12 protein-coding genes are annotated in these 14,790 nt (G+C 61.7%); 6 read left to right on the top strand and 6 right to left on the bottom strand.

What is annotated here, in order from left to right; all coding sequences use genetic code 11:
• Window positions 1-130: 130 nt before the first annotated feature.
• Window positions 131-2,410 (top strand): NADP-dependent oxaloacetate-decarboxylating malate dehydrogenase, encoded by a 2,280-nt coding sequence (maeB, locus tag ACUTQY_RS05470; RefSeq protein ID WP_016926766.1) that lies wholly within the window; start codon window positions 131-133, stop codon window positions 2,408-2,410.
• A gap of 49 nt (window positions 2,411-2,459) precedes the next feature.
• Here the strand turns inward: maeB and mmuM are convergent, their stop codons facing one another.
• Window positions 2,460-3,398, bottom strand: coding sequence for a homocysteine S-methyltransferase (gene mmuM / locus ACUTQY_RS05465; protein WP_046687599.1), 939 nt, complete (start codon window positions 3,396-3,398; stop codon window positions 2,460-2,462).
• Window positions 3,388-4,797: an S-methylmethionine permease gene (gene mmuP, locus ACUTQY_RS05460; RefSeq protein ID WP_046687598.1), complete on the bottom strand. Its 1,410-nt coding sequence runs from the start codon at window positions 4,795-4,797 to the stop codon at window positions 3,388-3,390. The genes mmuM and mmuP overlap by 11 nt, the downstream gene beginning before the upstream one ends.
• Before the next feature lie 177 nt (window positions 4,798-4,974).
• Here mmuP and ACUTQY_RS05455 point away from each other — a divergent pair, with 177 nt between their 5' ends.
• The 4 genes from ACUTQY_RS05455 to ACUTQY_RS05440 all read left to right on the top strand — a co-directional run bounded on the left by ACUTQY_RS05455 (window position 4,975) and on the right by ACUTQY_RS05440 (window position 11,257).
• Entirely contained in the window at window positions 4,975-5,814 is an 840-nt protein-coding gene (locus ACUTQY_RS05455) for a ChaN family lipoprotein (RefSeq protein ID WP_128868972.1), read from the top strand.
• A gap of 102 nt (window positions 5,815-5,916) precedes the next feature.
• Window positions 5,917-6,714: an energy transducer TonB family protein gene (locus tag ACUTQY_RS05450; RefSeq protein WP_046687596.1), complete on the top strand. Its 798-nt coding sequence runs from the start codon at window positions 5,917-5,919 to the stop codon at window positions 6,712-6,714.
• A 54-nt stretch (window positions 6,715-6,768) separates the two neighbouring features.
• Window positions 6,769-8,895: a S9 family peptidase gene (locus tag ACUTQY_RS05445; RefSeq protein WP_080273401.1), complete on the top strand. Its 2,127-nt coding sequence runs from the start codon at window positions 6,769-6,771 to the stop codon at window positions 8,893-8,895.
• Between the two features lie 121 nt (window positions 8,896-9,016).
• Window positions 9,017-11,257, top strand: coding sequence for a TonB-dependent receptor domain-containing protein (locus ACUTQY_RS05440; RefSeq protein WP_046687595.1), 2,241 nt, complete (start codon window positions 9,017-9,019; stop codon window positions 11,255-11,257).
• A gap of 22 nt (window positions 11,258-11,279) precedes the next feature.
• On the opposite strand, the gene ACUTQY_RS05435 is transcribed toward ACUTQY_RS05440, so the two are convergent.
• From ACUTQY_RS05435 to amiA, 3 genes are all read right to left on the bottom strand, one after another.
• Window positions 11,280-11,735 carry a YaiI/YqxD family protein gene (locus tag ACUTQY_RS05435; protein ID WP_004936514.1) on the bottom strand — a complete coding sequence of 152 codons (456 nt, stop codon included), beginning with the start codon at window positions 11,733-11,735 and terminating at the stop codon, window positions 11,280-11,282.
• Window positions 11,735-12,655, bottom strand: coding sequence for an oxygen-dependent coproporphyrinogen oxidase (hemF, locus tag ACUTQY_RS05430; RefSeq protein ID WP_046687594.1), 921 nt, complete (start codon window positions 12,653-12,655; stop codon window positions 11,735-11,737). The genes ACUTQY_RS05435 and hemF overlap by 1 nt, the downstream gene beginning before the upstream one ends.
• A gap of 65 nt (window positions 12,656-12,720) precedes the next feature.
• Complete coding sequence (gene amiA / locus ACUTQY_RS05425) at window positions 12,721-13,602, bottom strand: N-acetylmuramoyl-L-alanine amidase AmiA (protein ID WP_046687593.1); 882 nt, start codon at window positions 13,600-13,602, stop codon at window positions 12,721-12,723.
• 204 nt (window positions 13,603-13,806) lie between these two features.
• Here amiA and ACUTQY_RS05420 point away from each other — a divergent pair, with 204 nt between their 5' ends.
• On the top strand, window positions 13,807-14,232 hold the full coding sequence (locus ACUTQY_RS05420; protein ID WP_004936504.1) for a GNAT family acetyltransferase: 426 nt from the start codon (window positions 13,807-13,809) through the stop codon (window positions 14,230-14,232).
• Window positions 14,233-14,274: 42 nt separating this feature from the next.
• Here ACUTQY_RS05420 and ACUTQY_RS05415 read toward each other — a convergent pair whose 3' ends face one another.
• Entirely contained in the window at window positions 14,275-14,673 is a 399-nt protein-coding gene (locus ACUTQY_RS05415) for a YgiW/YdeI family stress tolerance OB fold protein (protein ID WP_016926776.1), read from the bottom strand.
• Between the last annotated feature and the right edge of the window lie 117 nt (window positions 14,674-14,790).

Here is a 14,790-nt window from a genome sequence, read left to right as displayed (position 1 = left end):
AGTTTGTGATGTTTCTCTCACTATACTTCAAGGCTGTGCCCTGTCATTGTAATTGGGCGCCATGGCCCACGGCAGGGCGCAGCCTCAAAGCCTTACCTCAACATAAAAGCAAAAAACAAAGGAATCCATAATGGACGAACAGCTCAAACAGAGTGCCCTTGATTTCCATCAGTTTCCTGTCCCAGGGAAGATCCAGGTTTCCCCTACCAAACCGTTGGCGACCCAGCGCGATCTGGCGCTGGCCTATTCGCCGGGCGTCGCCGCGCCTTGCCTCGAGATCGCCGAAGATCCGCTGGCGGCCTACAAATACACCGCGCGCGGCAACCTGGTGGCGGTGATTTCCAACGGCACGGCGGTACTGGGTCTGGGCAATATCGGCGCGTTGGCCGGTAAGCCGGTGATGGAAGGCAAGGGCGTTTTGTTCAAGAAGTTTTCCGGTATCGATGTATTTGATATCGAAGTGGATGAGCATAACCCTGACAAATTAATCGACATTATCGCCGCGCTGGAACCGACCTTCGGCGGCATCAACCTGGAAGACATCAAGGCGCCGGAGTGTTTCTACATCGAACAGAAACTGCGTGAGCGCATGAAGATCCCGGTGTTCCACGACGACCAGCACGGCACGGCGATCATTACCACTGCCGCGGTGCTCAACGGCCTGCGCGTGGTGAAGAAGAACATCTCCGATGTGCGGCTGGTGGTGTCCGGCGCCGGCGCGGCGTCCATCGCCTGCCTGAACTTGCTGGTGGCGCTGGGGCTGCGTCAACAGAACATCACCGTCTGCGATTCCAAGGGCGTCATCTATAAAGGCCGCGACGCCAATATGGAACAGACCAAAGCCGCCTACGCCATCGAGGATAACGGCCAGCGCACGCTGGGCGACGCCATCCCGAACGCCGACATCTTCCTCGGCTGCTCCGGCCCGGGTGTGCTGACGCAGGATATGGTGAAAACCATGGCGCGCGATCCGCTGATCATGGCGCTGGCCAACCCGGAACCGGAAATTCTGCCGCCGCTGGCCAAAGCGGTGCGCCCGGACGCCATCATCTGCACCGGCCGTTCCGACTACCCGAACCAGGTGAACAACGTCCTGTGCTTCCCGTTCATTTTCCGCGGCGCGCTGGACGTGGGCGCCACCACCATCAACGAAGAGATGAAGCTGGCCTGCGTGCATGCCATCGCCGATCTGGCGCTGGCGGAACAGAGCGACGTGGTGGCCTCCGCGTATGACGATCAGGATCTCTCCTTCGGGCCGGAATACATCATTCCGAAACCGTTCGATCCGCGTCTGATCGTCAAGATCGCACCGGCGGTGGCCAAGGCGGCGATGGACTCCGGCGTGGCGACGCGTCCGATCGAAGACTTCGACGCCTACGTGGAGAAGCTGGCGGAGTTCGTCTACAAAACCAATCTGTTCATGAAACCGATCTTCTCCCAGGCGCGCAAAGAGGTGAAGCGGGTGGTGCTGGCGGAAGGCGAGGAAGAGCGCGTGCTGCACGCCACGCAAGAGCTGGTGTCGCAGGGGCTGGCTTTCCCGATCCTGGTCGGCCGTCCGAGCGTGATCGAGATGCGCCTGAAAAAGCTGGGCCTGCAACTGACGCCGGGCAAAGATTTCGAAGTGGTGAACAACGAGTCGGATCCGCGCTTCAACGAATACTGGGGCGAGTACTACCAGATCATGAAACGCCGCGGCGTTTCGCAAGAACAGGCGCGTCGCGCGGTGATTGGCAACCCGACGCTGATCGCCGCCATCATGCTGCACCGCGGTGAAGCGGATGCGATGATCTGCGGCACCATCGGCAGCTACCACGAGCATTACGACGTGGTGAAGAACGTGTTCGGCTTCCGTGAAGGCGCGCACGTCGCGGGCGCGATGAACGCGCTGCTGCTGCCGAGCGGCAACACCTTCATCGCCGACACCTACGTCAACGACGATCCGACGCCGGAACAGCTGGCGGAGATCACCCTGATGGCGGCGGAAACCGTGCGCCGTTTCGGTATCGAACCGAAGGTGGCGCTGCTGTCTCACTCCAGCTTCGGCTCGTCTGATTGCCCGGCGGCGCGCAAGATGCGTAAAACGCTGGAGCTGGTGAACGAGCTGGCGCCGGAGCTGGAGATCGACGGTGAAATGCACGGCGACGCCGCGCTGGTGGAAAGCATCCGTCACGATCTGATGCCGGACAGCCCGCTGAAAGGCTCGGCCAACCTACTGATCATGCCGAACATGGAAGCGGCGCGCATCAGCTACAACCTGCTGCGCGTCTCTTGCTCGGAAGGGGTGACCGTCGGGCCGGTGCTGATGGGGGTGGCCAAACCGGTGCACATCCTGACGCCGATCGCCTCGGTGCGCCGCATCGTCAACATGGTGGCGCTGGCGGTGGTGGAAGCCCAGACCGAACCGCTGTAAGCCCGGGTTGAATGACTGGCCCCCTGTGCCGTTGGCGCCGGGGGCTTTTTTATGCCTTGCAGCGTGCAGCGATGGCGCGAATATCCTGCGGCGTAGTGCGGCAACAGCCGCCGATCAATTGTGCGCCGAGCGCGCGCCACTCTGTCGCCTGATCGGCCAGGCTGCCGTGCTCGCCGCCGCAGGCGCGCCAGGTTTTGCTCACCGCATCGTAGTGCTCGCCGGAGTTCGGGTAGACCAGCAGCGGTTTGTCGGCCAGCGCGCTCAGCTGACGCAGCGCCGGGGCGACCTTGTCCAGCGCGATGCAGTTGATGCCGATGGCCAGCACCTGCGGGTTACCGCGCAGCGCGGACAGGACCTCAGTCAGCGACGTGCCGTCGCTGAGGTGTTGGCTGTCGCGCAGGGTGAAGGCGAACCAGGCGCCGAGCGTCGGGAACTCCTGCAGCAGCGTCAGCAGCGCCTGCAGTTCAGCAAACGACGGCAGCGTTTCGCAGGCCAGCAGATCGACGCCGGCGGCGGCCAGCGCGGCGATGCGCGGGCGGTGGAAGGCAATGAAGTCATCCTGCGCCAGCCGGTAGTCGCCGCGGTATTCCGAGCCGTCGGCCAGATAGGCGCCGTACGGGCCCACCGAACCGGCGATCAACAGCGGCGCCGCCTGCGGGTGCGCGGCCAGATAATCGCGGCGCGCGCGCTGCGCCAGCTGCACGCTTTTGGCGATCAACGCCAGCGACTGAGCCTGATCCAGGCCGCGGCGCAAGAAGCCCTGCGGCGTGGCCTGATAGCTGGCGGTAATGGCGCATTGGGCGCCGGCGTTGAAATAATCGAGGTGGACCTGATAGATAAGCTCGGGATTTTCAATCAGCACCTTGGCCGACCACAGCGGATCGGTCAGATCGCAGCCGCGCGCTTCCAGCTCGGTGGCCAGCGCGCCGTCCAGGATCAGCGTCGGCCGTTCGGCCAGCAAACGAGCGACGGGGTTGTTAACCGACATGTTGTTCTCCCAAAGCGTTTTTTTGCCCGGCGCGCCGGGTCAGGAAATAGGTGATATAGCACAGGGCGACGAACGGCAGCCCGCAGTAGAGCGCGATGCGCTGCTCCGGATCGAACGCCAGCCCGATGCAGGCCAGCAGGCACAGCGCAAAGCCGAGGATCGGCGTCAATGGATAGCCGGGCGCGCGGTATTTCAGGCCGTTTATCGGCTGGCCGCTGCGCAGATAGGCGCGGCGGAAAGCATAGTGGGCGGCGCAAATGCTCAGCCACACCGCCACCACCGCAAAGCCGGAGATCGCCGACAGGGCGACAAACACCGTATCCGGCGCGATCACGCTGGTCAGCAGCGCCAGCACGCCGCCGAGCATGCTGAAGGTCAGGGCGTTGATCGGAATGCCGCGCGCATTGACGCGCGCAAAGTAGGCCGGCAGGGTGCGCTGGTGGGCCAGCGACCACAGCATGCGCCCCGAGGCGTACAGGCCGGAGTTGGCCGCCGACAGGATGGCGGTCAGGATCACGAAGTTGAAGATATCGGCGGCGTAAGGCACGCCGATGCGTTCAAACACCAGCACGAACGGGCTTTTGACGATCCCCGCCTGATCCATGGGAATCAACGCCGCCAGCACAAACACCGTGCCGATAAAGAACAGCATCAGGCGGATCACCGTGGTGCGGATCGCCAGCGGCACGACTTTCTCCGGGTTCTCGGTTTCACCGGCGGCGATGCCGATCAGCTCCGTGCCGGAGAAGGCGAAGTTCACCGCCACCATGGTCATCAGGATCGGCAGCGTGCCGTGCGGCAGCCAGCCGGAAGCGGTCAGGTTGTGCAGGAACGGCGCCGGCGTGCCGTCTTTCATCGGCAGCAGGCCGAACATGGCGGCGCCGCCCAGAATGATGAACGCCAGAATGGTCACCACTTTGATCAGCGAAAACCAGAATTCGCTTTCGGCGAAAAAACGGGTGGTCACCACGTTAAGCAGGAAAATGGCCGCGCAGAAGATCAGGCACCACAGCCACACCGGCGACTGCGGGAACCAGTACTGCATGCAGAATCCGGCGGCGGTGAGGCTGGAGCCCAGCGCCACCGTCCAGGTGAGCCAATACAGCCAGGCGACGGCATAGCCGGTAGCCGGCCCCAGATAGCGCGAAGCATAGACGTGAAAGGCGCCGGTTTCCGGCATCGCCACCGACAGTTCGCCCAGGCACAGCATCACCAGATACACCACCAACGCGCCGATCAGGTAGGCCAGCAGCGTGCCGAGCGCGCCGGTGGTGGAGATGATGTAGCCGGTGTTGAAAAACAGCCCGGTGCCGATCACGCCGCCCAGCGACAGCATCACCAGGTGCCGGGCCTTCATGCTGCGTTTGAACTGCCCTGCGGCGGGCGCCGATGAGTGCATAATAATCTATCCGTATAGACGTCTAAATATCTGAATGGCTATTGGTTATACCCGCAATGCCGTTTCAACGCAATGCGTCACCGGCGATCGCCGCGTAAAAAAATCGTCAGGCCAGATCTATATGCAAATGATAATTATTATCTATAATGTCGCCATTTTCGCTAATGGGGCAACATGATGAGATATCTGATTTTATTGGCGGCGTTGGCGCTCGGCGCCTGCAGCCAAACGCCGGTGAAGACGCCGGCCAGCGACGTCGCGAGCATGGGGAATATCACCGATCTGCACAGCGGCGCGACCCTGACGCCCGAGCAGCTGTTGACGCGGTTGGCGCAGCAGCCGCGGGTGATCGTCGGGGAAAAGCATGACAATCCTTACCACCATCAGATTGAGCAATGGCTGGTGCAGCAGCTGCCGCAATTGCGGCCGCAGGGTAGCGTGCTGATGGAGATGATCAACCCGAACCAGCAGGCGCAGGTCGACAAAGTCAAGCAGTGGCTGCAGAGCGATCCCACGGTGCGTGATGGCCGCGTGGCGGAGCTGATCGCCTGGCAGCCGGGCTGGAAATGGGCGCTGTATGGCGGGGTGACGATGGCGGCGATGCGCGCGCCTTACCCGCTGTGGTCGGCCAACCTGGATCGCAGCGAGATCGCGGCGTTCTATCAGCAGCCGCAGTTCCCGGCGGGGCAGCTATCGGCGCAGCCGGCGGTGCGCAAGGCGCTGGAAGAGACCATCCGCACTTCGCACGGCGGCAAGATTGAGGCCGACCAGCTGCAGGCGATGCTGGCGATCCAGCAGCAGCGCGACCGGCGCATGGCTGAGCGCCTGCTGGCGGCGCCGACGCCCGCGTTGTTGATCGCCGGTGGCTATCACGCCGCCAAATCGGTGGGCGTGCCGCTGCACGTGCGGGATCTGCAACCGGCGGCGGCGCCGATGGTGCTGATGCTGGCGGAGCCGGGCGTACAGGTCGATGCGAACACCGCAGACTACCTGTGGATCACACCATCAGTGAAATGAATACGTTAAGGCAGTGAAAAGGGGTGTTAATTATAGTTGCAAATGATTATCATTAGTAAATGTGATCTGCAATCATTCGCAATTAAGCAAACTAATGTCCCTATGTTAAGTCAGTCTTATTCCCTTCCGGCCTTTGAGCTGCCGCAGCCGCGCTGGGCGCGCGGCCTGCTGCTTGCCCTGGCGGCGCATGTGGCGTTGGTGCTGCTGTTTTATTGGCCGCAGACGGCGCTGGAGCCGGTGGCGCTGCCGCCGCCGGCGGTGATGATGAGCTGGGCGGCGCAGATTGAAGCGCCGGAAAGTAAGCCGTTGCCGCTGGGCGTGCAGCAGGCGGAATCCGCTGCGGCGCAGCCGGCGGAGCAGCAGCAACAGCCGGATCTGCCCAAGCTGGCGCGTGCCGATAAAGCAAAAATCGTGACGGCGCAGAAGAAGCGCGCCGAACACCGTCCCCCGCAAAAAGCGCAGCCGAAACCGCAGGAGCAGGCCAAAGAGACGCGCAACGCCGCCGCGTCCAGCGCTGCTGCGCCGCAGGCGCAGACGCTCTCCCACCAAACCGCCGCACCGATCAACAGCGACGCCAACAGCAACGCGCAGGCCAAACTGTCGTGGGAGAGCCTGGTGAAGGGCAAACTGAATCGCATCAAGGATTACCCTTTGGATGCCCGCAACCGCCGGCGCAGCGGCATGCCGCAGGTCAGTTTTAGCGTCGATGCGCAGGGACGGGTCTCGAATGTCATTCTGCAGGTGCGTTCCGGCACCGCGTCGCTGGATCGGGAAGCGGTGGCGGTGGTGTCGCGCGCCCAGCCGTTGCCGCCGCCGCCGCCGGAGATGCTGCAGCAGGGAGCCGTCAGGGTAAGGATGCCGATCGATTTCAATCTGGCGGAGCTGAATGCCCGCCGTTAATGCCCGCAGGCGCCGCATCGCCGTCGTGCACCTCTTCAAACTTCGTGAGGGATTATGAATCCGCTGTTATTCACCCCGCGCCGTCGCATCGCGGCCGCGCTCTGGCTTTCTTTAGGCGTCGCCGGCGTCGCGCTGGCGCAACCGCAGCCGCCGTTGGCGGAACGCGCGCCGAAAGCGCTGACGGCGCACGGCGAGACGCGCACCGACGATTACTACTGGCTGCGCGACGATAGCCGAAAAGAGCCGAAGGTGCTGGACTACCTGAAGGCGGAGAATCGTTATACCGAGCAGATGATGGCGCCGTACCAGAAGCTGCGCGCCACGCTGTATCAGGAGATGCTGGGTCGCGTGAACCCTGACGATCGTTCGGTGCCGTATCAGCTCAACGGTTATCGCTATCAGGAAAGCTACGCTGCCGGTAAAGATTTCGCGCGGTATCAGCGCCAGGCGCTCACCGCCGACGCGCCGTGGCAAACCTTGCTGGACGCCAATCAGCGCGCGGCCGGCCATGCGTATTATCGTCTGGGGGCGATGGACGTCAGCCTGGACAACCGCCGCCTGGCAGTGGCCGAGGATCTGCAGGGCCGCCGCCAATACCGCATCTCCCTGCGCGAGATAGACAGCGAACGCTGGTCGCCGGAAACGCTGGAAAACACCTCCGGCAACATGGTGTGGGCCAACGACAACCAAACCCTGTTCTACGTGCGCAACCACCCGCAAACGCTGTTGCCATATCAGGTCTACCGCCATCGGTACGGTACGCCGACCGCGGAAGATAAGCTGGTGTACCAGGAAAACGATCCGGCGTTCTACCTCAGCCTCGGCCGCTCGTCCTCGCGCGATTACCTGATTCTGACCATCAGCGGCAACACCACCTCCGAAGTGCGCCTGATCGACGCCAACCAGCCGCAGCGCGAGCCGCAGCTGTTCGCCGCCCGGCAGAACGGCCGCGAGTATTACCTCGATCACTACCGGGGCGAGTTCTACCTGCGCTCCAACCATCAGGATCCGAACTTTGGCCTGTACCACACGGCGGCGGCGGGCAAACCGTGGCAGACGCTGATCGCACCGCAGGCGCAGCACGAGGTGGAAAGCTTCAGCCTGTTCCGCGATTGGCTGGTGGTGCAGGAGCGCGCCAACGGGCTGGTGCAGCTGCGGCAAATCAGCTGGGACGGCAAAACCGAGCGCGCCATCCCGTTCGATGATGCCAGCTACATGGCCTGGCTGGGCTATAACCCCGAGCCGGACAGCGATCGCTTGCGCTACGGCTATTCGGCGATGACCACGCCGACCCGCACCTATGAGTGGGACCTGAACAAGGGCGAGCGCACCCTGCTGAAACAGCAGGAGGTGAAAGGCGTCGATCCCAGCTTGTATCACAGCGAGCGCATCTGGGTCACGGCGCGCGACGGCGTGAAGGTGCCGGTCTCGCTGGTGTACCGCACATCGCTGTTCAAAAACGGGCATAACCCGCTGCTGGTATATGGCTATGGCGCTTACGGCATGAGCATGGATCCGGCGTTCAGCGCCAACCGCATCAGCCTGCTGGATCGCGGCTTCGTCTATGCGCTGATCCACGTGCGCGGCGGCGGCGAGCTGGGGCAGAGCTGGTACAAACAGGGCAAGCTGACGCACAAACCGAACAGCTTCAACGACTTCATCGACGCCACCCAGGCGCTGATCAAAGACGGCTACGGCCAACCGGGGCGCATCTACGCCATGGGCGGCAGCGCCGGCGGCTTGCTGATGGGGGCGGTGATCAATCAGGCGCCGCAGCTATTCAACGCGGTGGTGGCGCAGGTGCCGTTCGTCGACGTGGTGACCACCATGCTGGACGACAGCATTCCGCTGACTACCGGGGAATACGAGGAGTGGGGCAACCCGCACCAGCCGGCCGCCTATGCGCTGATGAAGTCCTACAGCCCGTACGACAACGTGCGTAAGCAACGTTACCCGAACCTGTTGGTCACCAGCGGTCTGTACGACTCGCAGGTGCAGTATTGGGAACCGGCCAAATGGGTGGCGAAGCTGCGGCGCTTCAAGCAGGGCGATTCGTTGCTGCTGCTCTCCACCGACATGACCGCCGGCCACGGCGGCAAATCGGGTCGCCTGGCGCGGCTGGAAAACGGCGCGCTGGAGTACGCCTTTATTTTGGCGGCGGACCGGCAGGCGCAGAAATAATCTTTAGCGCCGCAGCACGCTGCGGCGCAATAAAACAATAACAACCTTTTACCGCGCTTTCGGCGGGCTTTTTGCTGGGCATTGTCGGCCATCAAACCTTATTGGCTATTTCTGGGGATATATGAAAATCAAAATGATAGCGAGCCTGATCGGCGCGGGACTGGCGCTGTACGGGCAGGCTGCGGCCGCGCAGGAACAGGCGGAAAATAATAAAGGCAGCGTGGCGTTCAGCCCGCTCAACGTCTCGGCGGCCGACAGCGGCAAGAGCAGCGAAAAAGACGCGTTGGCGAGGCCAGGCGCGTTCAGTTCGCGCGATGAAAACAAGAATCTGGAGTCGGTGGACAGCATTCTGCGCAGCATGCCGGGCACCTATACCCAGATCGATCCCGGCCAGGGATCGGTCAGCGTCAATATCCGTGGCCTGAGCGGCTTTGGCCGGGTCAACACCATGGTCGACGGCATCACGCAAAACTACTACGGCAACTCGCCGAGCGACGCAGCGCACGGGGGATTGCCCACCAGCCAGTTCGGGGCGCTGATCGATCCTAACTTTATCGTCGGCGTCGACGTGGCGCGCGGCAACGCCACCGGTTCCGACGGGGTGAATGCCTTGGCGGGCAGCGCCAATTTCCGCACCATCGGCGTGGATGACGTGGTGTTTTCCGATAACCCGTTCGGCGTACGCACCAAGTTCTCGGTGGGCAATAACGGCATCGGCCGCAGCGGCATGATCGCCGTGGGCGCCAAAACTGCCGCCTTTGCCGACGGCGGCAGCCTGGGGGCGATGGCGGCGATCAGCGGCAGCTCCATCACCTCTAACTACAAAAACGGCGCCGGTTTCGACAGCGAGATGTTCAACGTCGATAAAACCTACCGCCAGAACCCGAAATCCCAGCTGTTCAAAGTGGACATCAAGCCGGATGCCTTCAACAGCATCGAACTGTCGGCGCGCAGATACCAGAATAAAATCACCCGCCGCCACATCGACAGCGACGATTTTTACCTCAAATACCACTACGCGCCGTTCTCGGAACTGATCGATTTCAAATTGACCGCCAGCACCAGCCGCGGTGAGCAGAAGTTCATGTCCAACAACATGGCGGGGTTCAGCGACAGCACGGCGAAAAACATTTCCGATGCGCTGGATATCAACAACACCAGCCGTTTCAGCCTGCAGGACGTCGATTTCGCTTTCAGCTACGGCGGCAAGCTGGTGCGCAACGAGTATAAGAAAAAGGCCTCTGGCTTGGTGACGGATGACAATCAGGCGGAAAGCATGCCGGTGGGAATGTCGGGCAAGCAGGATATCTCCAGCCTGTACAGCGGGTTGCAGGCCAACTACGGCATCTGGCAGGGGAATTTCGATCTGAACTACACCGCCTATCGCCTCTCCGGCTATAAGCCGGCCTGTGACGAGCGAGTAGAGTGCTTCCCGCAGGGCGCTGGCACTATTAGCCGTAACGAACACGGCTTCAACCCGTCGGTCATGCTGTCGGCGCAGGTGACGCCGTGGCTGCAGCCGTTCGTCAGCTACAGCAAGTCGATGCGCGGGCCGAATATCCAGGAGGTGTTCTTCGCCAACAGCGGCGGCCAGTCGATGAACCCGTTCCTCAAGGGCGAAAAAGCGGAGACCTGGCAGGGCGGGTTCAACGCCAATGCTCACGATCTGTTGTTCAAGCAGGACAGCTTCCAACTGAAAGCGGTCTATTTTGAAACCAGGATCAAAAACTACATTTCCAGCCAATCCTACCTGGTGTGTAAAAATCGCCAGAAGTGCAACCGTTCGCAGGCGACGCAGGAAGAGTGGGATGACGCGGACGTCAACGTCAGCATGACCATGTATAGCAATGCCCCCGAACCGGTCAAAATGCGCGGGGTGGAGCTTGAAGCGCTGTACGACGCCGGTTTCGCCTTCACCAAGCTGTCGTTAAGCAAGGAGCATACCTCCCAGCCGACCAACCAGGCCAGCAACGTATTCGGCGCGGGCGATATCAGCGAGCTGCCGGAGTTCTACTTCACGCTGGACAGCGGGGTGCGCCTGCTGGACGAGAAACTGACGCTGGGCGGGGTGGTGAAATACACCGGCAAGTCGGTGCGTCTGTCGCCGGACTCTGATTACGATGAGAATGAGCAGTTGCTGAAGGAGCCGGCGCCGCATATTCCGACCATTATCGATCTGTACGGCACCTATCAGGTGAATCGCAATCTGCTGCTGAAGCTCAGCGTGCAAAACCTGATGGACAGAGACTATTCGGACGCGCTGAACAAGATGAACTCGCTGCCGTCGCAGTCGCAGTATGAGACGCCGACCAACACCGCCCGTGGGCGGACTTATATCTTCGGCGGGGAGGTGCGCTTCTAAACTGCAGCAGAGCAGGGCGCAGTCACTGCGCCCGTTTCGCCTGCAGCAGCCATTTGTCCAGCTCGTTGGCGAACTGCTGGCGGTCGCGCTGGTTCAGGGCGTTCGGGCCGCCGGTCTGAATGCCGCTGGCGCGCAGGGTATCCATAAAATCGCGCATGTTGAGGCGTTCGCGAATGGTGTCCGGCGTATAGCGTTCACCGCGCGGGTTCAGCGCCACCGCGCCTTTCTCTATGACCTCCGCCGCCAGCGGAATGTCGGCGGTGATCACCAGATCGCCCGCTTCGCAGCGGCGCACGATCTCGTTGTCGGCCACGTCGAAGCCGGCCGCCACCTGCAGCGAACGGATGTATTTCGACGGCGGCGTGCGCAGCGGTTGGTTCGCCACCAGCGTCACGGTGATGGCGGTGCGATCGGCGGCGCGGAACAGCACTTCCTTGATCACGTTCGGACAGGCGTCCGCATCGACCCAAATCTGCATCATTTCGTCTCCCGCAGCCAGTCGCGCACCGGCAGGAAATCGCGCGCCAGCGCCGCTTCCGGGCTGTCGGCGTCCGGCTGGTAGTTATATTCCCAACGCACCAACGGCGGCATCGACATCAGGATGGACTCGGTGCGCCCGCCGGTTTGTAGCCCGAACAGCGTGCCGCGATCCCACACCAGATTGAATTCCACGTAGCGGCCGCGACGGTACAGCTGGAACTGGCGCTCGCGCTCGCCCCAGCTCAAGGCCTTGCGTTTTTCGACGATCGGCAGATAGGCGTCGAGGAAGCCCTGGCCCACCGCGCGGGTGAAAGCGAAGCAGTGGTCGAAGTCCGGGGTGTTCAGATCGTCGTAGAACAGGCCGCCGATGCCGCGTGCTTCGTTGCGATGCTTGATGAAGAAGTAATCGTCGCACCATTGCTTGTATTTCGGGTAGACCTCGTCGCCGAACGGCGCACACAGTTCGGCCGCGGTGCGGTGCCAGTGCACGGCATCCTCTTCGAAGCCGTAGAACGGCGTCAGATCAAAGCCGCCGCCGAACCACCACACCGGCGCTTCGCCCGGCTTTTCGGCGATGAAGAAACGCACGTTGGCGTGGCTGGTGGGCACATAAGGGCTGAGCGGATGGATAACCAACGAGACGCCCATCGCCTGGAAGCTGCGCCCGGCCAGTTCCGGACGGTGCGCGGTGGCCGAGGCCGGCAGGGTGGCGCCGGAGACGTGCGAGAAGTTGACCCCCGCCTGTTCGAACACCGCGCCGTTGGTCAGCACGCGGCTGCGGCCACCGCCGCCTTCTTCACGCGTCCATTGGTCTTCGGTGAACACGGCGCCGCCGTCGGCCTGGGCGAGCTGCGCGCAGATATGATCCTGCAGCGCCAGCAGGAAGGATTTTACTTCAGCGATGTTAGGTAAACTCATGCGGGGTCTTTATAGCGTCTGGCTGAACAAGGCGCTGAGTATACTCTTATTCGCCGCCCGCGGCATCAGCGGGGTTTGCGCTGGTGGGCGTCGAAGTAGTCGAAGAAGTTGACGATGCCGTCCGCGATGGCGCGGGCTATTTTCTCGCGAAACGCGGTGGTGCCCAGCAGCCGCTCTTCGTTCGGGTTGGTGATGAACGAGGTTTCCACCAGCACCGAGGGAATGGACGGGGATTTTAACACCGCGAACGCCGCCTGTTCGGTGCTGTCGCTGTGCAGGTGGTGTATCGGGCGGATCTGGCCGAGCACGTGGCGGCCGAGCGTCAGGCTGTTGTTGATGGTGTCGGTTTGCACCAGATCGAACAGCACCTGTTGCAGGTAGTTGTCCTGATCCTTGTACTTGCCGCCCGCCACGTCGTCGGCGGCGTTTTCGCGGTTGGACAGGTAGCGCGCCATGGCGCTGCTGGCGCCGCGGTTGGAGAGGGCGAACACCGAAGCGCCGGAGGCCGATGGGCTGGTAAAGCCGTCGGCGTGAATCGAAATGAACAGGTCGGCCTGGTGCTGGTGGGCGATCTCCACCCGCTGGAACAGCGGAATGAATTCGTCTTCTTCGCGCGTCAGGCGCGCCTCGACGTGGTCATGCTCATGCAGAAAACGGCGCACGTGGTTGGCGATTTCCAGCACGATGTGTTTTTCCTGCGAGCCTTCGTGGCCGACCGCGCCGGAGTCGATGCCGCCGTGGCCGGGATCGATCATCACCCGCTTTTTGCCGCCGGCCGGTTTCGCCGCCGGTTTGCTGTGCTGATTGCGCAGCATGCCTTCCGCCTTGGCGCTTGGGTTTTTCACGCCGAACAGCGCTACTGCCAGGCCGGAAAGCAACAGTTGGCGTCGCGTCGGGGAAACGGCAAGCGGCTTAAAATTGAGGAATTGTTTACCCTGCTTTTTCATTACGCAACGCTCCATCGACGATTCTATTTCGCGACGTTATATCGTATTGATAATCATTAATCGACCCGATAACTATTTCCATTTATTACGCCTGTTACCGGCGATTTCGGGGCAAATAGCGCGGTAAATCGCAGTTTGATATTGCGTAAGTGAATAATCACGCGATAATCAGATAAACACCTTAATTAACAGCGGCCAACATCGATGGAAATTCGCGTATTTCGACAAGACGACTTTGAAGAAGTCATTACCCTGTGGGAGCGCTGCGATCTGCTGCGGCCCTGGAACGATCCGGAAATGGACATCGAGCGCAAGCTGAACCACGATCCTGAGCTGTTCCTGGTGGCGGAAGTCGGCGGCGAAGTGGTCGGTTCGGTGATGGGCGGCTATGACGGCCACCGCGGCTCGGCGTATTACCTCGGAGTGCATCCCGACTATCGCGGGCGCGGCATCGCCAATGCGTTGATCAATCGTCTGGAGAAGAAGCTGATCGCCCGCGGCTGCCCGAAGATCCAGATTATGGTGCGCGAAGACAACGACACGGTGGTCGAGATGTACGAGAAGCTCGGCTACGAGATCCAGGGCATCACCAGCCTGGGCAAGCGGCTGATCGAAGATCAGGAATATTGATCGAGCGGTGGGCGGCGGCGTTGCCCCGCCCGCCGCAACGCATTACGGCAGCTTTTTGACGGTTTTCACGTCCACTTCGACGCTGCTCCAGTCTTTATCCACTTTGCCTTCCAGCTGCACTTTGTCTTTCGGCGTGACGGTCTGGCCGTTCCAGCGCTTGCGATCGATCTCGACCGTCAGCGTGCCGGTGGCGTCGCGGAAGGTGTAGGTATCGTCGCCGATGCGCTGCTCGATGTTGCCTTGCAGCATCACCCAGGTGTCGTCGCTCAGCGATTTCACCTTGTCCACGGTGGTCAGCGCCGCGCTGGGGCCGGAGAAACCACCTTGTGCGGTGGTTTGCGTTTGAGCCTGCGGCGCGGCCGGATCGAGGAACCCGCCTTGTTGCGCCAGTACCGGTGCGCTGCACAGCGCGATCAGAGCGGCCAGAGTCAGTTTTTTCATGTTGCGCTTCCTTATCGTTATCGAAAATCACATCCCGCTGATATCGGGTGCTTGCTAAGTGATAAGGATTAAAACACACCGATCTTAAGAGCTTCTTAAGCTGACGCATTGAAATTC

It is taken from the genome of Serratia sp. TSA_130.1 (assembly GCF_052691795.1).
Note: the sequence above shows the minus strand (reverse complement) of the source record. Positions and strands in the feature narration are given on the sequence as shown.

Bases quoted from the DNA above. Each gene is read 5' to 3' on its own strand.
- maeB (WP_016926766.1), top strand. From the start codon at position 131: ATGGACGAACAGCTCAAACAGAGTGCCCTTGATTTCCATCAGTTTCCT.
- mmuM (WP_046687599.1), bottom strand. From the start codon at position 3,398: ATGTCGGTTAACAACCCCGTCGCTCGTTTGCTGGCCGAACGGCCGACG.
- mmuP (WP_046687598.1), bottom strand. From the start codon at position 4,797: ATGCACTCATCGGCGCCCGCCGCAGGGCAGTTCAAACGCAGCATGAAG.
- ACUTQY_RS05455 (WP_128868972.1), top strand. From the start codon at position 4,975: ATGAGATATCTGATTTTATTGGCGGCGTTGGCGCTCGGCGCCTGCAGC.
- ACUTQY_RS05450 (WP_046687596.1), top strand. From the start codon at position 5,917: ATGTTAAGTCAGTCTTATTCCCTTCCGGCCTTTGAGCTGCCGCAGCCG.
- ACUTQY_RS05445 (WP_080273401.1), top strand. From the start codon at position 6,769: ATGAATCCGCTGTTATTCACCCCGCGCCGTCGCATCGCGGCCGCGCTC.
- ACUTQY_RS05440 (WP_046687595.1), top strand. From the start codon at position 9,017: ATGAAAATCAAAATGATAGCGAGCCTGATCGGCGCGGGACTGGCGCTG.
- ACUTQY_RS05435 (WP_004936514.1), bottom strand. From the start codon at position 11,735: ATGCAGATTTGGGTCGATGCGGACGCCTGTCCGAACGTGATCAAGGAA.
- hemF (WP_046687594.1), bottom strand. From the start codon at position 12,655: ATGAGTTTACCTAACATCGCTGAAGTAAAATCCTTCCTGCTGGCGCTG.
- amiA (WP_046687593.1), bottom strand. From the start codon at position 13,602: ATGAAAAAGCAGGGTAAACAATTCCTCAATTTTAAGCCGCTTGCCGTT.
- ACUTQY_RS05420 (WP_004936504.1), top strand. From the start codon at position 13,807: ATGGAAATTCGCGTATTTCGACAAGACGACTTTGAAGAAGTCATTACC.
- ACUTQY_RS05415 (WP_016926776.1), bottom strand. From the start codon at position 14,673: ATGAAAAAACTGACTCTGGCCGCTCTGATCGCGCTGTGCAGCGCACCG.